This window comes from Streptomyces sp. B6B3 (genome assembly GCF_039871525.1).
In the GTDB taxonomy this organism is placed as follows: Bacteria; Actinomycetota; Actinomycetes; order Streptomycetales; family Streptomycetaceae; genus Streptomyces.
In genome coordinates this window covers 69,582-89,497 of sequence record NZ_JBDPLU010000001.1, presented here as the reverse complement: position 1 = coordinate 89,497, position 19,916 = coordinate 69,582, and the positions used below count along the sequence as shown (strand labels likewise).

The following is a 19,916-nucleotide window of genomic DNA, read 5'->3' as shown; positions in this document are numbered from 1 at the left end:
CCGTCGTCGGCGGCCCGGCGCGGCCGGTCAGACCACTCCGCGTGACCTGACCCGGATCGCCAGCAGCAGGCCCACGGCGATCCAGATCGCGAACATCGAGGAGCCGCCGTAGGAGAGGAACGGCAGCGGCAGTCCGGTGACCGGCATGATGCCCAGCGCCATCCCGATGTTCTGGAACGACTGGAACGCGATCCAGACGACGATGCCCGCCGCGACGATCGTGCCGTACACCTCGGGCGACGCCACGGCGATCCGGCAGGCGCGCCAGAGCACCACGCCGAGCAGCAGGATCACCAGGCCGCCGCCGAGGAAGCCGAGTTCCTCGCCGGCCACCGTGAAGATGAAGTCGGTGTGCTGCTCGGGCACGAACTGCCCGGTGGTCTGGCTGCCCTCGAACAGGCCCTGGCCCGACAGCCCGCCGGAGCCGATGGCGATCCTGGCCTGGTTGGTGTTGTAGCCGACGCCGGCCGGGTCCAGGCCCGGGTTGGCGAAGGCGGCGAACCGGTTGACCTGGTACTCGTCGAGCACGCCGAGCTGCCAGACCGCCACGGCGCCGCCGACGCCGAGCGCCAGCAGCCCGACCAGCCAGCCGCGCCCCGCACCCGCGGCGAGCAGCACGCCGAGCGCGATGGCGGCGATCACCATGGTCTGGCCGACGTCGGGGGTCAGCAGGATCAAAACGGCGGGCACGGCGGCCAGCAGCAGCGCCTGGAGCACCGACCTGGCGTCGGGGCGCTCCTTGTGATCGCTCTCCGAGGGCGCGGAGAGCAGCGTGGCCATGGCGAGGATGACGCCGATCTTCACCAGCTCGGACGGCTGGAAGGCGAAGCCGCCGCCGAGCTGGATCCAGCTGCGCGAGCCGTTCACCGTGGAGCCGAGCGGGCTGAGCACCAGCAGCGACAGCAGCAGCGAGAGGGCGTAGAGGAACGGCACGGCGTTGCGCAGCCTGCGGTGGCCCAGCCACACCAGCAGGGCGGCCAGGCCCATGCCGATGCTCGCGTTGAGCGCCTGCCGGAGCATGAAGAAGTGGTCGTCGCCGCCGGTCAGGTCGGTGCGCCAGCGGGTGGCCGAGAAGACGAGCAGCACGCCCATCAACGTCAGCACCAGCGCCGCGGTCAACAGCGGCCAGTCGAGCCGCCGGACCAGCGAGGAGCGGTCGGTGATCACGTCCCACAGGGTCCGCTCGGCGCCGGAGCGCCGCCGGACGGCGTGGGAGGAGTAGCTGCGCACGGTCACACGGATGACCCTAAGTCCTGGAGCGGACACCCTCCGTGAGACAGGCCAGCGTCGGCGTGGCCCCGGCGCCGAGCCGGCCGGGAAACGGCGGCGCGCCCGGCGCTGGGTCGGTCGAGCGCCGGGCGCGCAACGGCCCGGTCGGGCGGAGCTGGCGGGTCGGGCGGAGCTGGGCGGCTACGCCCAGAGCTGCCCCTGGAGCAGTTCCACCGCGGCCTCCGTGGACTCGGCGGTGTAGATGCCGGTGGACAGGTACTTCCAGCCGCCGTCCGCCACCACGAAGGCGATGTCGGCGCTCTCCCCGGCCCGGCTGGCCTTGCGCCCCACGCCGATCGCCGCGTGCAGGGCGGCGCCGGTGGAGACGCCCGCGAAGATGCCCTCCTCGGCGAGCAACTCCCGGGTGCGCGCGACCGCGTCGGCCGAGCCGACCGAATAGCGGGAGGTGAGCACGGTCTCGTCGTACAGCTCGGGCACGAAGCCCTCGTCCAGGTTGCGCAGGCCGTAGACCAGGTCGTCGTAACGCGGCTCGGCGGCGATGATCTGCACCCCCGGGCGGTGTTCGCGCAGGTAACGGCCGGCCCCCATCAGCGTGCCCGTGGTGCCCAGACCGGCCACGAAGTGGGTGATGGAGGGCAGGTCGGCCAGGATCTCGGGGCCCGTGGTGGCGTAGTGGGCGCCGGAGTTGTCCGGGTTCCCGTACTGGTAGAGCATCACCCAGTCCGGATGCTGGGTGGCCAGTTCCTTGGCCACCCGGACGGCGGTGTTGGAGCCGCCGGCGGCCGGCGAGGAGACGATCTCGGCGCCCCACATCGCCAGCAGCTGGCGCCGCTCGGACGAGGTGTTCTCCGGCATCACGCAGATGATCCGGTAGCCCTTGAGGCGGGCGGCCATGGCCAGCGAGATGCCGGTGTTGCCCGAGGTCGGCTCCAGGATGGTGCAGCCGGGGGTGAGCCGGCCGTCCTTCTCGGCCTGCTCGATCATGAACAGCGCGGGGCGGTCCTTGATCGAGCCCGTCGGGTTCCGGTCCTCCAGCTTGGCCCAGATCCGGACGTCGTCGGCGGGCGACAGGCGCGGCAGCCGCACCAGCGGAGTGTTCCCGACCGCGGCGAGCGGGGAGTCGAAGCGCATCAGCGCGCGCCCCCGGCCACGGCGGGGAGGATGGTGACGCTGTCCCCGTCGCTCAGCTTCGTGGCGATGCCGTCCAGGAAGCGGACGTCCTCGTCGTTCAGGTACACGTTGACGAAGCGACGCAGCCGGCCGTCGTCCACGAGGCGGTCCTGGATCCCGGGGTGGTGGGCCTCCAGGTCCGCGAACAGCTCGCGGAGGGTCTCTCCGGTGCCGGAGACGGCCTTCTGGCCGTCCGTGTAGCTGCGCAGGATGGTCGGGATGCGGACCTCGATGGCCATGGATGCTCCAGGAGGAAGACTGGGGTGGGCGGACATGTCGCGGCGAACGTGCGACGTCAGAAGCGGTCAGGCGGTCGCCGCCGAGGCGGCCGTACACATGTCACTGGCGAGGCGGCACAGGTCGACGTGGAGACGTGCCACGAGCAGCGTGGGTTCGCGTGCGTCGCTCACGTCCTGGAAAACCATGGCGTCATCGTATCGATTCCCGACCCCCGAACCAGAGGGCTATATCACCATCCGGACGGCTCCGTCTCACATGCCGTCGCATCGGCCCGATGCGGCCCGGATCAGGCCGGATAGGCGTCCACGAAGCGGACCTCCTCCTCGGTGATCGTGCCGTCGACGATGCGGAACGAGCGGAAGGAGACCGGGCCCTCCTCGTTCCCCGACTCGGCGGTGGAGACCACCACGTAGTGCGCGCCCGGCTCGTTGGCGTACGACACGTCGGTGCGGGACGGGTACGCCTCGGTGGCGGTGTGCGAGTGGTAGATGACCACCGGCTCCTCGTCCCGGTCGTCCATCTCCCGGTAGAGCTTCAGCAGGTCGGCCGAGTCGAACTCGTAGAACGTCGGCGAGCGGGCCGCGTTGAGCATCGGGATGAACCGCTCGGGGCGGTCGCCGCCGGCCGGGCCGGCGATCACACCGCACGCCTCGTCGGGGTGGTCGGCGCGGGCGTGCGCCACGATCCGGTCGCGCAGTTCGTGGGTGAGGGTCAGCATGCGGCAACGATAGGACGGCCTGCCGCATCCGCCGTCCGGGGGGCGGCGGTCAGGTCGACATCGTCTCCACGAGCGACTCCTGCAGCCCGCCCAGCCAGAAGTAGGCCATCACCATCGGCTTGTTCGGATCGTCGTCCGGAAGCTCGAAGAGCCGGTCGGTGCCGTCGTCGTCGGTGAGCTCGAGCCGGGCCGCGATCGCCAGCCGCAGATCGTTCAGCGCGCCGAGCCACTGCCGGGAGTCCTCCGGCTTGAGCGTCAGCACGGCCGCGCCGCCGGACGCCTCGCCCGGGTCCAGGGCGTCCAGGGCGTGCACCATGGCGAGCAGGTCGTCGCGCTTCCTGGCCCGCAACTCGCCCTCGGTGAAGCGCCGGAACTCCGCGGAGAACCGGCGGCTCTCGGAGTCCTGCGGCCGCCCCGGGTCGCCGTAGGCGTCCGGGAAGAGCCGGGCCAGCGCCGGATCCCGCGGTGGCTCGCTCGGCCCCTCGGCGAACAGCGCGTCCAGCGGGTCGCCCCCGCCCTTCGCCCCCTCGCCCGCCGCGTCCCCGGCGTCGGGCGCGGGGCCCGGGCCGATCAGCTCCAGTAGTTGCGTGGCCAGGCTCCGCAGGATGGAGACCTCGACCTCGTCCAGCGCGATCGCCGCGCCGCCGCCCGTTGCCTCGAAATAGCCCGCCATCACCGATCCTGCTGCAGAGTGGCCCACAACCCGTACCCGTGCATCGCCTGCACGTCCCGCTCCATCTCCTCCCGGGTGCCCTGGGAGACCACGGCACGCCCCTTGTGGTGCACGTCCAGCATCAGTCTCCTGGCCTTGTCCTTCGGATAGCCGAAGTACGCCTGGAACACGTAGGTGACGTAACTCATCAGGTTCACCGGGTCGTTGTGCACCACCGTGACCCAGGGGACATCGGGCTTCGGCACCTCGGCCGGCGCCGGCTGCGACTCGGTCCGCTCGATCTCCACGGGGATGGCACTCACGTACCCCATGCTGCCACCACCCCCTCCCCCACGCCCAAACGACGCCACCGAAGCAGATATCGTCAGTTTGACGAGATCTGGGGTAGGGTGACGGTATGACGCATCACGCAGAGCACGGGCTGCCGGTGGCGGTGCCCTCCACCGCGCTCTTCACCGACCAGTACGAGCTCACCATGCTCCGGGCCGCGCTGCACGCCGGTACGGCGCACCGGCGTTCGGTCTTCGAGGTGTTCACCCGCCGGCTGCCCGAGGGCCGGCGCTACGGGGTGGTGGGCGGTACGGGACGGGTGCTCGACGCCGTCGAGAACTTCCGCTTCGAGCCCGCCATCCTGGACTTCCTCCGCGAGCGGCGGGTGGTCGACGGGCCGACCCTGGAGTGGCTGGCCGGGTACCGCTTCGCCGGCGAGATCCACGGCTACCCGGAGGGCGAGGTGTACTTCCCGGGTTCGCCGATCCTCCGGGTCGAGGGCACCTTCGCGGAGTCCGTGGTGCTGGAGACCGTGATCCTGTCGATCCTGAACCACGACTCGGCGGTCGCCGCCGCGGCCTCCCGGATGGCGGTGGCCGCCGCGGGGCGCCCGCTGATGGAGATGGGCGCCCGCCGCACCCACGAGCTGTCCGCGGTGGCCGCCTCCCGGGCCGCGTACATCGGTGGCTTCTCCTCCACGTCCGACCTGGCCGCCGGCTTCCGCTACGGGATCCCGACGGTCGGCACCAGCGCGCACGCGTTCACCCTGCTGCACGACAGCGAGCGCGCGGCGTTCACCGCCCAGGTGGAGTCGCTGGGCGCCGGGACGACGCTGCTGGTTGACACGTACGACGTGGCGGAGGCGGTGCGCACCGCCGTCGAGGTGGCCGGGCCCGGGCTCGGCGCGGTCCGCATCGACTCCGGCGACCTGCTGGTCATCGCGCACCGGGTGCGGCAGCAGCTGGACGAGCTGGGCGCGAAGGACGCCAGGATCGTGGTCACCAGCGACCTGGACGAGTACGCCATCGCCTCGCTGGCCGCCGCCCCCGTGGACGCCTACGGGGTGGGCACCCAGCTGGTCACCGGCAGCGGGCATCCGACCTGCTCGATGGTGTACAAACTGGTGGCCAGGGCGGACGGCGACACGCCCGACGCCCCGCTGCGGCCGGTGGCGAAGAAGTCGCTGGGCGGCAAGCTGTCGGTCGGCGGCGTGAAGTGGGCGGCCCGGCAACGGGACGCGGAGGGCCTGGCCGAGGCCGAGGTGGTCGGCACCGGCGAGGTGCCGCCCGAGCTGGCCGGGGAGCAGCTGGTGGTCCCGCTGATGCGGGACGGCCACGCGATCGCCAGGGAGCCGCTCGAGGTGCCGCGGGAGCGGCACGTGCGGGCCCGCGACCGGCTGCCGCTGTCCGCCACCCAGCTCTCCAGGGGCGAGTCCGTGCTACCCACGCGGTACGTGTGACGCGTGGCAGATGCTGCCCGTAGGCTCGGAAATGTCCACCACCAGACCGAAGAGGTGTTCCCCATGCACCGCGCACTGATCGTCGTCGACGTGCAGAACGACTTCTGTGAGGGGGGAAGTCTCGCGGTCGCCGGCGGGGCGGAGGTCGCCGCCGGCATCACGGACCTGATCGGCTCCGCCACCCCCGGATACCGCCACATGGTGGCCACCCGTGACCACCACATCGCGCCGGGCGGCCACTTCTCCGACGACCCCGACTACGTGGACTCCTGGCCGCCGCACTGCGTGACGGGCACGGAGGGTGTCGGCTTCCATCCGAACTTCACGCCCGCCGTGGCGTCGGGCGCGGTGGAGGCGGTCTTCGACAAGGGCGCGTACTCGGCCGCGTACAGCGGCTTCGAGGGCCGCGACGAGGGGGGCACCAGCCTCGCGGAGTGGCTGCGGGCCCGGGACGTGTCCGAGGTGGACGTGGTGGGCATCGCGACGGACCACTGCGTCCGGGCCACCGCGCTCGACGCGGTGCGCGAGGGCTTCCGGGCCCACGTGCTGCTCCCGCTGACGGCGGGCGTCGCCCGCCCGACGGTCGACGCCGCCCTGAAGGAGATGTCCGCCGCGGGCGTCACCCTCACCGGCGACCCCGTGGTCGTCGCGTAGCCCCTCCCCGCGCCTTCCGTACCCACGAAGGGGCTCACCGCCGCGGGCGTCACCCTCACCGGCGACCCCGTGGTCGTCGCGTAGCCCCTCCCCGCGCCTTCCGTACCCACGAAGGGGCTCACCGCCGCGGGCGTCACCCTCACCGGCGACCCCGTGGTCGTCGCGTAGCCCCTCCCCGCGCCTTCCGTACCCACGAAGGGGCTCACCGCCGCGGGCGTCACCCTCACCGGCGACCCCTTGGTCGTCACGTAGCAGCACGGCACGAAGGCTTACCGCCACGGGCGTCACCCACCCTGGTGCCCGCCTCGTCCGCGCGGCAAGCGCTACGCGGCGTGCGGGTGCTGGTGGGCGTGGGCCTCGGGGTGGAGGAGGCGGCACATCGGGTGCCAGCCCTCCGCGGGGTGGCCGGGCGTGGTGCGCCAGACCGCGCCCTCGGGGTGGTGCAGCACGGCCGATATCTCGTCGTGCGTGGGCGGCGCCGCGTTCCCGCGCAGGTAGACCTGGCGCAGGCCGAGGTTGCGCAGCCGGGTGAGCGCCCGCGGCCGGTTCGCGGCGTGCACCAGCACCCGGACGTGCCCGACCCCGGCGGGTCGGGGCAGGCAGAGGGCGACGACGACGCTGCCGTCGAGCAGCCGCACGAAGCCCCCACCGCCTCCGGCGGGCAGGGGGAGGGCGGCCGTGTGGTCGGCCATGGAACGCGGAGTCCTTCCTCGGGTCGCTCGGATCGCTCGGGTCGGGCGAACCCCGCCATAGTGACCCGCCCGGCCGCCGCCCGTCGAGAGGCGGCGGCCGGAACCACGTCACGTCACCGATCGGAGGCCCGACGATGACCGACGGTGACCATATCGGTCAGAAATCCATCGGCACCCGACCGGTCACGACCGGATGGGTCACTCCGCGCTGGCGCCGACCCGCACGGTCATCGGCCGCTCCGGATCGCGCGGCTCGGTCACGATGGTGATGCTGGTCCCCGTGTCGGGCACCTGGACACTGTTCTCGGGGTTGTCCTCGCTCCAGTACGTGCCCGCGCGGTCGTCGAAGACGGTCTCGCCGGGCGCGGCCGGCAGCCGCGTCGACTCGCCCTCGTTGTGCAGCGTGACCGCCTCCACCGGGTAGGTGCTGAACGTCGCGTCCCGGGTCTGGATCCGGTTCCGCATCACCGAGTCGTCCGACCAGGTGTCCGCCTCCGGATGCGCGTCCACCGGCAGGATCAGGCCGGCGCCCGGGTGGGTGCTGGTGTTGTTGTCGGTCTGCGAGGTGTCCCACAGCCACACCAGCAGGCCGTTCTGGTACGGGAAGTGCTCGACCCAGTCGGGCCGGTCGGTGAGCCAGCCGAAGTTGTACGGACCGGTCTCCAGCGTGGCGTCGAAGCCCACGTACTGGCGGTTCTCCACCACGTAGAACTGCGGGTAGTCGTCGGTGACCGACGCGCCCACCGTGCTGAAGCCCTCCACCGTCCAGTCGCCCTCGCCGGACTCGGCGTCGTCCGTGAACACCGGCTCGCCGTCGGCGCTGACGGTGATCTCGTCGGCGGTGAAGCCGGTCAGCGACATCGACCCGTCGGTCTGGTAGCGGAACCGCAGCTGGACCGGCTCGCCCGCGTACGCGTCGAGCGGGAACGACAGCGCGGCCTGCCCGCCGGACTCGCCGGTCAACGCCGGCCGGTCGGCGCCGTCCCGCGGGATCGGCTCGCCGTCGGCGGTGCCGTCCAGCGGGGTCCAGGTGGTGCCGTCGGTGGACGCCTCGGCGTAGAGGTAGTCGTAGTCCTCCTCGATGCTCCACCAGCCGGTCAGGTCCAACGAGGCGGAGGTGGCGCCCGTCAGGTCGACCTCGCGGGTCAGCGTGTTGCCGAGGTCGTCGCCCATCCCGCTCCACCACTGGGACTCGCCCTGGGCCGGCGGGTTGATCTCGGTGGTGACCGTCTTCTCCGGCAGCTCCACCACCAGGCCCTGGCTGGCCCCGCCGGGCTCGCCCTCGGGGTACTCCAGGGCGGAGGCGCCGAGCCGGTGCGTGGACTCGGTGGCGGCCGCGGCCTGGTCGTAGTCCAGCCAGCCCAGCTGGAGCTTCTCCCACGGCCCCATGTCGTTCGGCAGCGAGCCGATCACGCCCTCGCCCCGGCTGAGCCAGGAACCGGAGGACATGGCCGACCAGAAACCGGTGCCGTTCTCGCCGCCGGCCGTGTCGTAGAGGTCGGGCAGGCCCAGGTCGTGCGCGAACTCGTGGGCGAAGACGCCGACGCCGCCGTTCTCCGGCTGCATGGTGTAGTCGCCGACCCAGAGGCCGGTGTCGGCGATCTGGGTGCCGCCCACCGGGTTGTTCTCGGGACCGGTGAGGCCGACGTCGTCGACGAAGGCGTACCAGCGGTGCGCCCAGATGGCGTCCTCGCCCTGCGCGCCGCCGCCGGCCGACTCGTCCTCGCCGGCGTGCACGATCTGGAAGTGGTCGAGGTAGCCGTCCGGCTCGTTGAAGTCGCCGTCGCCGTCGTAGTCGTACCGGTCCTGGAGGTCGTACTCGGACAGCAGCGAGCGGATCTCCTCGGCGGTCAGCCCGGCGGCCAGCTGGTCCTCGTACCAGGTGTTGACGCCCTCGGCGACCAAATCCCAGACGGACCGGCAGACGTTGGAGCCGCAGGCGTTGTTGCCGTACCTGGCCTCGTTGTAGTCCACCCGGACCCAGTCGCTGACCTGGCCGTCGACGGTGTAGCGGCCCGAGGACTGGCTCTCGAAGTACTGCTTGACCGACGGGGTCTCCGGGTCCTTCGCGTAGTAGATGTCCTCGTAGTACTGCCGGTCGAAGTCCGCCTGCCAGATCGTCGTGTTGTCGTTCTCGCGGTCCGGCTCGGCGATCTGGTTGTGCAGGGGCCCCGGGTCGCCGCCGAACTCCGGGTCGACCTCCTCGCCGAACTCGGCCAGGATCGTGAAGATCTTGTCCGTGCCCGTGGTGGCCGTCTCGACGAACTCGCCGTCGCTGAGCCGCACCACCTCGGAGCCGCCCAGCGTGCGGGCGTCGGCCTCGCCGCTGAGGAGCTCCTGGTACGCCTGCTGGCGCTGCGCCTCGCGCTTCTCCGCGAGCGGGTTCTCCAGCTCCGGCTCGGCGGCGTAGCGCTGTTCGAGCTGGCCGGGGTCCGCCGCGCCGACGGGGGGTTGGGCCTGCGCCCCGCCCAGCGGCATCAGGGTCGCCGCCCCGAGGGCGGCGACCGCGGTGGCCGCGGTGGCGATCATCGGTTTTCTGGCTCTGCCTCGTTGGGTCACCTGCGTCATCCTCCCTTGGGAACGCGGTGTCGTGACGGGAGGCATTTGACATGAGTGAGACAGAAAAAGACAGTCCTTGACTCAAGTGATCGGTGTAACGACCCGTCAGTGGCCTCCGGTCGCAGGCATGAACCCGTGCGCCCCCCGTGCTCCCGCGGCCCAGGTAAGGGGACGCTTACCATTTCACCGTCACGGGCATCGAGGCCCGTAGGACCGTTTGGGACACCCTCCGTGCGGAACCCGGGTTCCGCCTGCCCCTTCGAGGACGGAAACCGCCATGCCGCATCCGACCCCCGTGCAGATTGCCTACGGTTCGGCCACCGTCATCTCCAGCACCCTCCTCCTGCTCTTCCTCGTCCCCACCGGCTCGACGCTCGCCGTCTGGCTCGTCGCGGTCGTCGCGCTGCTGCTGGGCGTCGTCGTCGCCGTCGTCTTCGCGTCCGGACGCGCCGCCGGCCAACCGGCGGCCGGGGTCCGCGCCCCCGCCCACGACCGGGCGCACGAACCGGGGCCGGCGCCCGGCGCCGCGCGCGATCCGCAGGACTACCGGGAGCCCGCCTCCGTGTCCGCCCAGGCATCGCGGGCCACCACGTCCTCGCCGGAGGTCGCGCTGCGCGGCCGGTAGCGACCGGAGCCCAGGACTGGGCCCCGTCTGACGAGTCCTCGCCCGACCGGCGCTGTCAGTCGGACAGGACCTGGGCGGCCGAGACCACGACGGTCTTGGCCGCCTTGTCGTGGATGCACTGCCGGTAGGGCCGGTCCCAGGTGCAGAACAGCACGTTCAGCAGCCAGAACAGGAAGCCGATGCAGGGCACCAGCTGCGGCAGCGAGTAGACGCCGGCCCGGAACCAGGCGGGGTTGCCGTGCGGCACGGTGCCGTTGTCGAGCATCGCCACCCGGATCCGCATCGCCATCTTGCCCAGCGTCTGGCCCCGGGAGCTGAGCATCCAGCCGTCGTAGACGAAGTAGACGAGCAGCACGATGGCCTGCTGCACGTACGAGCCGCCGTCGGAGCTCTCGCCCGTGCCCACCTCCCAGTCGCCCATGAGGCCCCAGAGGATCAGGGTCACCGGGATGCCGATGATCAGCGCGTCGATGATCCTGGCGACCAGCCGCCGGCCGAGCGCGGCCAGCGGCGGCATCCCGGCCAGCGGATCCACCGCACCCTCCGCGCCGCCGTACGGGTTGCTGCCGTACGGCGCGTCGTAGCGTGCCGAGTCGTCGCCGGGCGGCGGCGCGCTGGGCAGTCCCGGGCCGTCCGGGCGCTCCCCGCCCTCCCCCGCCGCGCGCGGGGGCTCATCCGGCTGTCCGCCCGGCCGGGGCGGCGGCTGGTCGTTGCTCATGGCGGCAAGTCCACAACGCCGAGGGGCGTGACGCATCCGTCGCCGCGCGTTCGGGCTATGACACTGCGCCAACCGGGGCATCGGCTTCCCCACCCCGGGCCCGCCGGGCCCGGGGGGCGGGATCAGCCGGCGGCGACGAAGGTGCCCGCCGCCTTGTCGTGCCAGCACTGCCGCCAGGGGCGGTCACGCAGGCACCACAGCACGTTGACGACGCCGATCACCAGCACTCCGAGCACGCTGTACACCAGCCAGCGCAGCAGCGCGGCGCCGAACGAGGGACCGCTCTGCCGCTCGACGTCCAGCACCCGCAGCCGGAGGGCCGCCTTGCCGAGGGAACGCCCCCAGATCGCGGTGGGCAGCGCCTCCAGCAGCAGCCCGACGCCGAGGAAGACCCCGAGCACCATCGCCAGGTACCCGCCGGTGGTGCCGTCGATCAGCCAGATGTCGCGGGTGACGCCCGCGTGTTCGGCGGCGTCGATCTGCTGCTGGATGTGGTCCCTGGCCTTGTCGATGAACGGCCAACCGACCAGCAGCGCGCCGCCGATCGGCAGCAGCGAGTCGAGGATCCGGGCCAGCAGCCGCCGGCCGAGCGCCGCCGGATAGACGTTGCCGACATCGGCGAACGCCGGGTCGCCGCGCCGCGGGGTGATCTGGGCCGTGAGCATGTCCGGCTGGACGAAGGGCGAGTCGGCCGCGGAGCGCAGCGGCTGTGGCTGCGGCTCCGGCGGCGCGGACTGCGGCGACGCGGAGTGGGGGTAGCCGTAGCCTCCCCCGGGGCCTGACGGACCGGGAGGCGCGCCCTGACCGGCCGGGGGCGGCCCGGACTGGGGATAGCCGTAGCCTCCCTGACCGACCGGGGGCGGCCCGGCCATGGGGCCACCGCCCGGGCCGCCAGGGCCCGGCGGAGGATAGCCGTACGCACCCGGGCCGGCCGGCTGCGGACCCTGCTGCCCGGGAACGCCGGGCGGCGGAGCCGCCGGTCCCGGCTGCTGCCGCTGGGGCGGCGGGCCCTGCGGAGGCTGCTGCCGCGGGGGTTGCTGCTGTGGAGCCTGCTGCGGGGTCTGCTGGGGGGTCTGCTGGGGCGGTTGCTGCTGCGGCTGGCCGGGCGGCGCCTGCCGCGCCGGCGGCTTCAGCGCGGGCGGCGCGACCGCCGCCGCGCCCTGCTCCTGCGGCGGTGACTGCTGCTGCGGCTGGGCCAGATCGTGCACCTGCTGCCGCCAGGGCGCCGCGCCCTGGATGTCGGCCAGCCGCAGGCCGACGGTCTGCTCCCGCGCGTCGGGCTCCGGGGCCCGGTCCCGGCGGTCCTCAGGCTTCGGCCGCGCCGGCTGATCCTCGGCCCGCTGCTCGTCGGCGGACGGAGCGCGGGTGGGGTCCTGGGCCGGTTCCGGCTCCCTGGGCTCCGGGACGCTCGGCGTCCTGGGCTCCCGCGGGGAGCTGGTCCGCGCGCCCTCGGCCGGCGTGCGCTGGAACTGACCGCGCGGGTCCACCCGGCCCGCCGCGGCGACCGGCGAGGTGCTGACGTCCTCGTCCGAGCCCCAGGTGACCCGCTGGTCGGCGCCGCCCTGCCGCTGCCCGGCCTCGGCGCTCCAGGCGGGCGCCGGCTCGGGCTGTGCGGGCGACACGTCGCCGCGCCGGCGCAGCTCGGGGAGCGCGGAGCCGCGCTCCGCGTCCGGCTCCGCCGCGTCTCCCTGGTCCGCGACCGGTTCGCTCCCGCCGTGGGCGCTCGGCAGTTCGGGCGTCGCCGCCGCCCCCGCCACCGCGCCCTGCGCGGGGGCTCCTCCGGGAACGTCGGGGCCCGCGGGAGGAGTGGGGCGGGGTTCGCCGTCCCGAGGCTCGGGGCGGCTGCTGCCCGGCACCCAGGAGGTGCCGTTCCAGTACCGGATGTAGCCGGGAATGGACGGGTCCGGATACCAGTCGGGCCCCGGAGCGCCGCTGGCGTTTCCTGCGGGTGGGGAGCTCATGAGCGGTGCCGACTCTCCTCGTCCGTGCGGTCGTCGATCTCTGGCCGGGCTATGCATGGTAGTCGCCGAGCGGGCGCGCGTTCCCCCCAGTCCGGCCGAGAAGGACCTTAGCCAACGCGGGCCCGTCCCCGGCAGCCGAGCCCGCGCAACCCAGCTCGGAGAAAACTCCTGGAAATTCTTCGGGACCCGCGTAATGGATCGCGGCCGGCCCCCTCTCTCCCTGTGCGGCCCCTGAAGCACGCACAGCACGATCCCAGGAGCGACGAGGAGCCTGACATGCCTACCACCATCGAGCGGGAGCTCGAAATCGATCTGGTGCTCTCGCCGGACCACAGCGTTCCGGTGCCCGCGCAGCTGGTCTATCGCTCGGACGACCCCTACGCCGTGCACGTCGTCTTCCACATCGGCTCCGAGGTCCCGGTGCACTGGACCTTCGCCCGCGAACTACTGATCGAAGGCGTCTTCCGGCCGTGCGGCCAGGGCGACGTGCGGATCTGGCCCGCCAAGACCTACGGGCGCAACATCATCTGTCTGGCGCTCCGGTCACCGGACGGGGAGGCGCTGGTGCAGGCGCCCGCCATCGCCGTCTCGGCCTGGCTGGAGCGCACCCTGCGGGCGGTGCCGCCGGGCTCCGAGGGCGACCGCATGGACGCGGAGGACGAGTTGTTCGCGCTCCTCGCCCACCGCCCCCGCGACGAGCCCGGCGCGTCCTAGCACGACGCGGGCGGGCGGGACGGGTAGGACGGACGCGACGGGATGGGCGGGAGGGAAGAGCGGGACGGTGGCGTACCGCGGGGACGAAGCGATGGGAACACGGGTCACGTCCGGGGCGAACATGTCCGGCGAGCGACACGGGGCGCAACGCCGGGCGAACGACGAGGGACTTCGAGACGCCCTCAGATCGATATAAAGCCATCGAGCGTGAACCGACCAGTGGCGGGCAGGAGTAAGACACCACCCCCCACAAGCCGCCCCCGCGACCTGCACTCGCGGGGGCGGTCCCGTTCTGCCGCCGGGGAGCTCAGCAGGACGGCACGGACTCGCCGTCGGCCAGGGCGCGCAGGTCCTCGACGGCACCGCGCAGGGTGCTGACCGGCATCAGCCGCAGCCCGTCCGGCGCGGTGGCGGACGCCTCCGCGCATTCGCCCCGCGGCACCAGGAACACCGTCGCGCCGTCCCGTTCGGCCGCCTGGGTCTTCAACGGCACGCCGCCGACGGCGCCCACGGTGCCGTCCGAGGCGATGGTGCCGGTGCCGGCGATGACCTGACCGCCGGTGAGGTCGCCGCCGTCGCCGTCACCGTCGAGCAGTTCGACGATGCCGAGCGAGAACAGCAGCCCGGCGCTGGGGCCGCCGACGTCCCCGGAGTTCAGCTGGACCTCGACGACGCCGGCGTCGAGCCCGAGGTAGGACAGCGCGGCGGTGACCGCGGAGTCCTGCGACTCCCGCATCTGGCCCCGGTTGTACTCCCTGATCTCCTCGGTCGAGTCGCCCACCGGGTAGACCGCCTCGCGGGGCATGACGGCCCGGTCGTCGGCGAAGTAGCCGCTGATCACGTCCGTCAGCCGCACCACGGTGTCCGGCGAGGTGGCGGAGATGGTGGTCATCCGCAGCTCGCCCTCCGGGTCCCGGACCGGGGCGCCGGTGATGCTGATCACCGGCTCGCCGTCGCTCTCCCCGAGCACGTTGGCCGTGCTGCCCGGATAGGTGACCGAGAACGGCAGCGGCGCCAGCAGCGCGACGGCCAGCAGCCCGGCGAACACCACCGCGCAGAGCGCGAGCGGCAACGGCGGGCGCCGCGCCGACGAGGCGGCGGACCCCTCCGACGTGGCGGGTGGTTCGGACGAGCGCGAGGCGGAGGGCGCGGCGGGCATGGCAGCGAATCTAACGCACCCGCTGACCAGCCCCGCCACCCACACCGACACCCGGGCACGGGCCGAACCCGGACAGCACAGCCGCGTGAACGACGCCGCGAGGCAACACAGCTGGCGGCTAGCGGAGGACCGTGGCGATCTCCAGGGCCGCGCGCAGCACCCGTTTGCCGACGTCCGGCGGCACCGCCTCGCTGAGCATCACCACGCCGACGCTGCCCTCTATCCCGCAGTCCCGCGGCAGCGGCGCCGCGGCCCCGCTCGCCCCGGCCTCCAGTTCGCCGTGGGTCAGCACGTAGCCGTCCTCGTCGTGGATGTCGGGACAGCGCCCGGCGAGGATCGCCCGGCCGGCCGCCCCGCGATCCAGGGGATGCCGGAAGCCCGCCCGGTACGCGACGTGGTAGTCCGTCCAGCTGGGCTCGACCACGGCCACCGCCAGGGCGTCGCTGCCGTCCACGACGGTGAGATGGGCGGTGGCCCCGACGTCGTCGGCGAGCGAACGCAGCGCGGGCAACGCCGCCTCGCGCACCAGCGGGTGCACCTGCCGCCCCAGCCCGAGCACGCCGACCCCCACCCGGGCGCGGCCGTTGCCGTCCCGGCGCACCAGGGAGTGCAGCTCCAGCGTGGCCAGCAGTCGGTAGACGACGGTTCGGTTGACGCCCAGCTGCTTGGACAGCTCGGTCACGGTCAGGCCGTGGTCGGTGGCGGCGAGCAGCTTGAGGACCCGCAGGCCCCGGTCCAGCGTCTGGGAGGTCTCGGCGGTCATGAATGCCTCACCACCTGTCGCATTGACGGGGGCGGCGGGCAGGCGACGTCGTCGCGGTCACAGGAGGGGTCTCCGCGGTCACGGGTGCCTCCTTCAGGCAGGCGAGTGACGGGAAACTACCCATCGGCACCGCTCAGCGGAAGGGATGGTCCAGAATCCGGGCGCTTATCCGCGAGTCTACGGGCGTTGGTGTCCAATACGTTACAAAACCCGTGCCCGAAACCGGGCATCGGGCGCCCGCTTCCGGCGCCCGCCTCACCGCATCCGGGTGGCCCACTCCCGCAGCGTGGCCAGCCGCTGGCGCAGCTGCCCCGCCGTGGCCTGCGCGGTCGCCGGACCGCCGCAGCTGCGGCGCAGCTCGGTGTGGATCGCCCGATGCGGCTTGCCGGTCTGGTGCGCGTACGCGCCGACCAACGTGTGCAGTTCCCGCCGCAGCTCCAGCAGCTCCTGGTGGGTCACCACGGGCCGCCGCTCGGCGGGCACCTCGGGCAGGTCGGCCTCCTCGTCCGGCTTCCGCCGGCTGTGCGCGATCTGTCGCGCCTGCCGCTTGTGCAGCAGGATCGCGACCTGGTCGGGCTCCAGCAGCCCCGGAATGCCCAGGTAGTCCTGCTCCTCCTGGCTGCCCGGATGGGCCTGCATGCCGAACTCGGCGCCGTCGTACATCACCCGGTCGAACACGGCATCGGACTCCAGCGCCTCGAAGGGCAGTTGGTCGTCGTCGCCGTCCGGCTCGTCCTGCTGCCGCTCCGCCTCGCGCAGCAGCGCCTCCTCCTCGGCGTACGGGTCCTCCTCAGCGTCCTTGCGCGGCTTGTCCAGGACGTGGTCGCGCTCCAGCTCCAGCTCGTGCGCGAAGCCGAGCAGCGAGGGGATGGTGGGCAGGAAAACCGAGGCCGTCTCGCCGCGCCGTCGGGACCGCACGAACCGGCCCACCGCCTGGGCGAAGAAGAGCGGCGTGGCGATCGTCGTGGCGTACACCCCGACCGCGAGCCGGGGCACGTCCACGCCCTCGGACACCATCCGCACCGCGACGAGCCAACGGCCGTCCGAGTGCCGGAACTCGTCGATGCGCGCCGAACCGCCGCCGTCGTCGGAGAGCACCACGGTGGCCGGCTCCCCGGTGATCTCCCTGATCAACTTCGCGTAGGCGCGCGCCGAGTCCTGGTCGCTGGCGATGACCAGACCGCCCGCGTCGGGGATGCCGCGCCGCACCTCCGTGAGCCGCCGGTCGGCCGCGCCGAGCACCGCGGGGATCCACTCGCCGCCCGGGTCCAGCGCGGTGCGCCAGGCCTGGGAGACGGCGTCCTTGGTCATCGGCTCGCCGAGCCGCGCGGCCATCTCGTCGCCGGCCCGGGTGCGCCAGCGCATGCTGCCGCTGTAGGAGAGGAAGATGACCGGGCGGACCACGCCGTCCCTGAGCGCGTTGCCGTAGCCGTACGTGTAGTCGGCGGCGGACCGGCGGATGCCGTCGGTGCCCTCCGCGTAGGCGACGAACGGGATGGGATTGGTGTCGGAGCGGAACGGCGTGCCGGTCAACGCCAGCCGCCGGGTGGCCGGTTCGAACGCCTCCAGGCACGCCTCGCCCCAGGAGCGCGAGTCTCCCGCGTGGTGGATCTCGTCCAGGATGACCAGCGTCTTGCGCTGTTCGCAGCGGTTGCGGTGCAGCATCGGCCGGACGCCGACGCCCGCGTAGGTGACGGCGACGCCGTGGTAGTCGCGGCCCAGGGGCCCCGAGCTGTATGCCGGGTCCAGCCTGATCCCTATCCGGGCGCCGGCCTCCGCCCACTGGTGCTTGAGGTGCTCGGTGGGCGCGACCACGGTGACCTGCTGCACGACGTGGTGGTGCAGAAGCCAGGAGGCCAGGGTGAGCGCGAACGTCGTCTTGCCCGCCCCGGGCGTGGCCACCGCCAGGAAGTCCCGGGGCTGGTGCTCCAGATACGCGTCCATCGCCGCCTGCTGCCAGGCCCGCAGCGCGCTGGCGGTGCCCCAGGGGGCACGCCCGGGGAAGGCCGGGGAGAGGTGGTGCGAGTGGGACGCGGAACCGGCGGACGAGGAGGCGGAGGAAGAGGCGGTGGTAGTCACGGTCTCCGTGGGGATCGCGGGCGGCAGCAACTCCGCGAGCCTACCCGGGCGACTCGGACCGGTTCGTCCCGGAGCCGTCGCGCAGCCGCCAGGACACCACGAGCGAGAGCAGCGCCGCGACCGCCGCCATCGCGTACACCGCGACGAACGCGCCGGCGCCGACCGCCGCGGCGGCGTCGGATCCCAGGTGCTCGGCGGCGGCCGCGGGGTCGCCGCCGAGGGCGGCGAAGACCGTGCCGACGGTGGTGAGCATCACCACGTTCGACAGGCTGTCGCACACCTGGAGCGAGGCGACGTTGCCGCCCGCCTCCGCGGGCGTCGACAGCCGCAGCGTCAACACCGCGACGGACGAGACCACGAGCCCCATGCCGAACGCGCCGACCGCCAGCACCAGGGCCGAGGTCCACACCGGCACCGCCTCCGCCAGCACGGCGGGCGTGACGGCCACGGCCAGCACGATCAGCACCGTGCCGACCCTGACCAGCGGCAGCCGATAGCGCTCGAACCGCTGCCGGGAGGTGATCTGCGCCGCCAGCGCCCAGGTCATGCCGGAGGCCACCAGGGCGAGGCCGGCCTGGGTCGGCGTCAGATCGCGGCGGACGACGAGCATCAGCGGCACGAAGCTCTGCGTCGTCATCCAGGCGGCGGAGACCAGGCCGCGCAGCATGATCACCGACGGCAGCCCGCGGGCGGCGCGGAACGTGCCGCGCGGCAGCAGCCGGAGCGCGGACGGCACCAGCAGCGCCAGGCCGGCGGCGACGGGCAGCAGCGAGAGCCAGCGCAGGTCCTGCCCGCCGTACTGGAGCAGCCCGCCCCCGAGGGCCACGGCGACGGCCAACCGCAGCCGACGCCAGTCGAACGCGGTCCGGCTTTCCGCCGGGCCCGCAGGGGCCTTCCCGGCTGACCCGTCCGGTTCGTCCCCGGGGCGAGCGACCGCGCCCGCCGCCCCGCGCTTCCCGGCCAGGGCATCCTCCGGTCCAGGTGCGTGCTCGTCCCCGGGCCTGGCCGAGGAGTCGCCTGCCGCGGCGCCACCCGGGCCCGGCGTCGGTCCCGCCGCCACGCCCGCCGCGACCCCCGCGACCGCGCCCGTGGTCTCGGGGCCCGGGACGGCGCCCTCCTCGGGATCCACCCCCGGCGCACCGGCCGGGCCGCGCGCCGGGGCGCCGGCGCTCCCTCCCGGGCCCACCCCGGCGTCCGAAGGGGGCACCTCGACCGGTGCGCCGGCCGCCAGGCCCGAGTGACGGCGCAGTGCGGGAAGCATCACCAGCAGCGGCAGCACCACGAGCACCGTCATGCCGAGGAAGACCCAACGCCAGCCGAGTTGTTCGGTGATCGTGCCGGAGATCACCGGACCGATCATGGACGGCACCACCCACGCCGCGGAGAACGCGGCCAGCGCCGCGGGGCGCAGGCGTTCCGGGTAGGCGTGCCGCACGGTCACGTAGAGCGCGACGATGACCAGCCCGCCGGCGGCGCCCTGCAGCGCGCGCCCGGCCACGAAGAGCCACATGGTCTGGGCCGTGCCGGTCACCAGCAGGCCGCCGGAGAACGTCACGATGCCGGCCACCACGGGCCCGAGCGGCCCCGAACGGTCGCACCACTGGCCGGAGACGGCCATGCCCAGCAGGCTCGTGGTGAAGAAGGCGGAGAACGCGAAGGCGTAGAGCGAGACGCCGTCCAGCGCCTCGGCGGCGGCGGGCATGGCCGTGCCGATCGCCATCGCCTCGAAGGCGATGAGCAGCACCGTGCTGACGCAGCCGAGGGTGAGCGCCCGGTACGGACGGCTCAGCACACCGGCCGTCGAGCTCGCGGACTCGGGAGCGACGGCGACCGGCGTCGTGTTCGTGGCGTCAACATCGGCAGAACCCATGGGGAACACCGTAAGGAGTCAACTCCGCCATGCCCATGGCCGGGGGACGTGATCTGACCCGCCCTAAGTCCTAGGACCGACGCCGGGCGCTCGCGGCACCGCCGGCCACGGCCGGAACGGACGAAGACGCCGCGGACTCCCCACGGCACGCGACACGGCTACCACCGAACGGCCCGTGCTGAAGGGACCAGCGCGGCACGGACTCCCCTCATGAGCCGCGCGGTACGGCTGATGCCGCACAGCCGCGCAGTACAGGCCCACCCAGCGGGCCGCGGTGCCCACGTTCACGCGGCACGGCCGCCCAGTCAACCGGCGACGACCACCCTGCGGCAGGAAACTCGCGGCAAGCGTCTCGCGGCAAG

19 protein-coding genes are annotated in these 19,916 nt (G+C 73.2%); 4 read left to right on the top strand and 15 right to left on the bottom strand.

Annotation, left to right across the window (positions count from 1 at the left end):
- Window positions 1-27: 27 nt before the first annotated feature.
- The 7 genes from rodA to clpS all read right to left on the bottom strand — a co-directional run bounded on the left by rodA (window position 28) and on the right by clpS (window position 4,342).
- Complete coding sequence (gene rodA / locus ABGB06_RS00355) at window positions 28-1,176, bottom strand: rod shape-determining protein RodA (protein WP_347585381.1); 1,149 nt, start codon at window positions 1,174-1,176, stop codon at window positions 28-30.
- A gap of 234 nt (window positions 1,177-1,410) precedes the next feature.
- Window positions 1,411-2,361, bottom strand: a complete 951-nt coding sequence (locus ABGB06_RS00350; protein WP_347584506.1) for a cysteine synthase — start codon at window positions 2,359-2,361, stop codon at window positions 1,411-1,413.
- Entirely contained in the window at window positions 2,361-2,639 is a 279-nt protein-coding gene (locus ABGB06_RS00345; protein WP_347584505.1) for a MoaD/ThiS family protein, read from the bottom strand. Before ABGB06_RS00345 ends, ABGB06_RS00350 begins: the two co-directional genes overlap by 1 nt.
- A 66-nt stretch (window positions 2,640-2,705) precedes the next feature.
- The gene (locus ABGB06_RS00340; RefSeq protein ID WP_347584503.1) at window positions 2,706-2,825 is read right to left on the bottom strand and encodes a putative leader peptide; all 120 of its coding nucleotides are present in this window, start codon (window positions 2,823-2,825) and stop codon (window positions 2,706-2,708) included.
- A gap of 101 nt (window positions 2,826-2,926) precedes the next feature.
- Window positions 2,927-3,358, bottom strand: a complete 432-nt coding sequence (locus ABGB06_RS00335) for a M67 family metallopeptidase (RefSeq protein ID WP_347584502.1) — start codon at window positions 3,356-3,358, stop codon at window positions 2,927-2,929.
- Window positions 3,359-3,407: 49 nt separating this feature from the next.
- Entirely contained in the window at window positions 3,408-4,031 is a 624-nt protein-coding gene (locus ABGB06_RS00330; RefSeq protein WP_347584501.1) for a DUF2017 domain-containing protein, read from the bottom strand.
- Entirely contained in the window at window positions 4,031-4,342 is a 312-nt protein-coding gene (gene clpS, locus ABGB06_RS00325; RefSeq protein WP_347584500.1) for an ATP-dependent Clp protease adapter ClpS, read from the bottom strand. The genes ABGB06_RS00330 and clpS overlap by 1 nt, the downstream gene beginning before the upstream one ends.
- Window positions 4,343-4,428: 86 nt before the next feature.
- On the opposite strand from clpS, the gene ABGB06_RS00320 reads away from it, so the two are divergent.
- Together ABGB06_RS00320 and ABGB06_RS00315 are read left to right on the top strand one after the other, a co-directional pair.
- Window positions 4,429-5,760, top strand: a complete 1,332-nt coding sequence (locus tag ABGB06_RS00320) for a nicotinate phosphoribosyltransferase (RefSeq protein ID WP_347584499.1) — start codon at window positions 4,429-4,431, stop codon at window positions 5,758-5,760.
- Window positions 5,761-5,823: 63 nt separating this feature from the next.
- The gene (locus ABGB06_RS00315; RefSeq protein ID WP_347584497.1) at window positions 5,824-6,414 is read left to right on the top strand and encodes an isochorismatase family protein; all 591 of its coding nucleotides are present in this window, start codon (window positions 5,824-5,826) and stop codon (window positions 6,412-6,414) included.
- Between the two features lie 323 nt (window positions 6,415-6,737).
- Here the strand turns inward: ABGB06_RS00315 and ABGB06_RS00310 are convergent, their stop codons facing one another.
- Together ABGB06_RS00310 and ABGB06_RS00305 are read right to left on the bottom strand one after the other, a co-directional pair.
- Window positions 6,738-7,106 (bottom strand): hypothetical protein, encoded by a 369-nt coding sequence (locus ABGB06_RS00310; protein ID WP_347584495.1) that lies wholly within the window; start codon window positions 7,104-7,106, stop codon window positions 6,738-6,740.
- 198 nt (window positions 7,107-7,304) lie between these two features.
- Window positions 7,305-9,635 carry an immune inhibitor A domain-containing protein gene (locus ABGB06_RS00305; RefSeq protein ID WP_347584493.1) on the bottom strand — a complete coding sequence of 777 codons (2,331 nt, stop codon included), beginning with the start codon at window positions 9,633-9,635 and terminating at the stop codon, window positions 7,305-7,307.
- Window positions 9,636-9,942: 307 nt separating this feature from the next.
- On the opposite strand from ABGB06_RS00305, the gene ABGB06_RS00300 reads away from it, so the two are divergent.
- A complete protein-coding gene (locus ABGB06_RS00300) occupies window positions 9,943-10,290 on the top strand; it encodes a hypothetical protein (protein WP_347584491.1) in 348 nt (115 codons plus the stop codon).
- Window positions 10,291-10,345: 55 nt separating this feature from the next.
- On the opposite strand, the gene ABGB06_RS00295 is transcribed toward ABGB06_RS00300, so the two are convergent.
- Together ABGB06_RS00295 and ABGB06_RS00290 are read right to left on the bottom strand one after the other, a co-directional pair.
- The gene (locus ABGB06_RS00295) at window positions 10,346-11,008 is read right to left on the bottom strand and encodes an RDD family protein (RefSeq protein ID WP_347584489.1); all 663 of its coding nucleotides are present in this window, start codon (window positions 11,006-11,008) and stop codon (window positions 10,346-10,348) included.
- 122 nt (window positions 11,009-11,130) lie between these two features.
- Entirely contained in the window at window positions 11,131-12,969 is a 1,839-nt protein-coding gene (locus tag ABGB06_RS00290; RefSeq protein ID WP_347584487.1) for an RDD family protein, read from the bottom strand.
- Window positions 12,970-13,245: 276 nt separating this feature from the next.
- Here ABGB06_RS00290 and ABGB06_RS00285 point away from each other — a divergent pair, with 276 nt between their 5' ends.
- Window positions 13,246-13,683: an SsgA family sporulation/cell division regulator gene (locus ABGB06_RS00285; protein WP_347584485.1), complete on the top strand. Its 438-nt coding sequence runs from the start codon at window positions 13,246-13,248 to the stop codon at window positions 13,681-13,683.
- Window positions 13,684-13,990: 307 nt separating this feature from the next.
- Here ABGB06_RS00285 and ABGB06_RS00280 read toward each other — a convergent pair whose 3' ends face one another.
- From ABGB06_RS00280 to ABGB06_RS00265, 4 genes are all read right to left on the bottom strand, one after another.
- Window positions 13,991-14,755 (bottom strand): hypothetical protein, encoded by a 765-nt coding sequence (locus ABGB06_RS00280; protein WP_347585379.1) that lies wholly within the window; start codon window positions 14,753-14,755, stop codon window positions 13,991-13,993.
- Window positions 14,756-14,960: 205 nt separating this feature from the next.
- Window positions 14,961-15,605, bottom strand: a complete 645-nt coding sequence (locus ABGB06_RS00275; protein WP_347584483.1) for a helix-turn-helix domain-containing protein — start codon at window positions 15,603-15,605, stop codon at window positions 14,961-14,963.
- Window positions 15,606-15,860: 255 nt separating this feature from the next.
- Complete coding sequence (locus tag ABGB06_RS00270; RefSeq protein WP_347584482.1) at window positions 15,861-17,684, bottom strand: DEAD/DEAH box helicase; 1,824 nt, start codon at window positions 17,682-17,684, stop codon at window positions 15,861-15,863.
- Between the two features lie 40 nt (window positions 17,685-17,724).
- Window positions 17,725-19,554 (bottom strand): MFS transporter, encoded by a 1,830-nt coding sequence (locus tag ABGB06_RS00265; RefSeq protein WP_347584480.1) that lies wholly within the window; start codon window positions 19,552-19,554, stop codon window positions 17,725-17,727.
- Window positions 19,555-19,916 lie beyond the last annotated feature (362 nt).

Bases quoted from the DNA above. Each gene is read 5' to 3' on its own strand.
- ABGB06_RS00350 (WP_347584506.1), bottom strand. From the start codon at position 2,361: ATGCGCTTCGACTCCCCGCTCGCCGCGGTCGGGAACACTCCGCTGGTG.
- ABGB06_RS00345 (WP_347584505.1), bottom strand. From the start codon at position 2,639: ATGGCCATCGAGGTCCGCATCCCGACCATCCTGCGCAGCTACACGGAC.
- ABGB06_RS00340 (WP_347584503.1), bottom strand. From the start codon at position 2,825: ATGGTTTTCCAGGACGTGAGCGACGCACGCGAACCCACGCTGCTCGTG.
- ABGB06_RS00335 (WP_347584502.1), bottom strand. From the start codon at position 3,358: ATGCTGACCCTCACCCACGAACTGCGCGACCGGATCGTGGCGCACGCC.
- ABGB06_RS00330 (WP_347584501.1), bottom strand. From the start codon at position 4,031: ATGGCGGGCTATTTCGAGGCAACGGGCGGCGGCGCGGCGATCGCGCTG.
- clpS (WP_347584500.1), bottom strand. From the start codon at position 4,342: ATGGGGTACGTGAGTGCCATCCCCGTGGAGATCGAGCGGACCGAGTCG.
- ABGB06_RS00320 (WP_347584499.1), top strand. From the start codon at position 4,429: ATGACGCATCACGCAGAGCACGGGCTGCCGGTGGCGGTGCCCTCCACC.
- ABGB06_RS00315 (WP_347584497.1), top strand. From the start codon at position 5,824: ATGCACCGCGCACTGATCGTCGTCGACGTGCAGAACGACTTCTGTGAG.
- ABGB06_RS00310 (WP_347584495.1), bottom strand. From the start codon at position 7,106: ATGGCCGACCACACGGCCGCCCTCCCCCTGCCCGCCGGAGGCGGTGGG.
- ABGB06_RS00305 (WP_347584493.1), bottom strand. From the start codon at position 9,635: ATGATCGCCACCGCGGCCACCGCGGTCGCCGCCCTCGGGGCGGCGACC.
- ABGB06_RS00300 (WP_347584491.1), top strand. From the start codon at position 9,943: ATGCCGCATCCGACCCCCGTGCAGATTGCCTACGGTTCGGCCACCGTC.
- ABGB06_RS00295 (WP_347584489.1), bottom strand. From the start codon at position 11,008: ATGAGCAACGACCAGCCGCCGCCCCGGCCGGGCGGACAGCCGGATGAG.
- ABGB06_RS00290 (WP_347584487.1), bottom strand. From the start codon at position 12,969: ATGAGCTCCCCACCCGCAGGAAACGCCAGCGGCGCTCCGGGGCCCGAC.
- ABGB06_RS00285 (WP_347584485.1), top strand. From the start codon at position 13,246: ATGCCTACCACCATCGAGCGGGAGCTCGAAATCGATCTGGTGCTCTCG.
- ABGB06_RS00275 (WP_347584483.1), bottom strand. From the start codon at position 15,605: ATGACCGCCGAGACCTCCCAGACGCTGGACCGGGGCCTGCGGGTCCTC.
- ABGB06_RS00265 (WP_347584480.1), bottom strand. From the start codon at position 19,554: ATGGGTTCTGCCGATGTTGACGCCACGAACACGACGCCGGTCGCCGTC.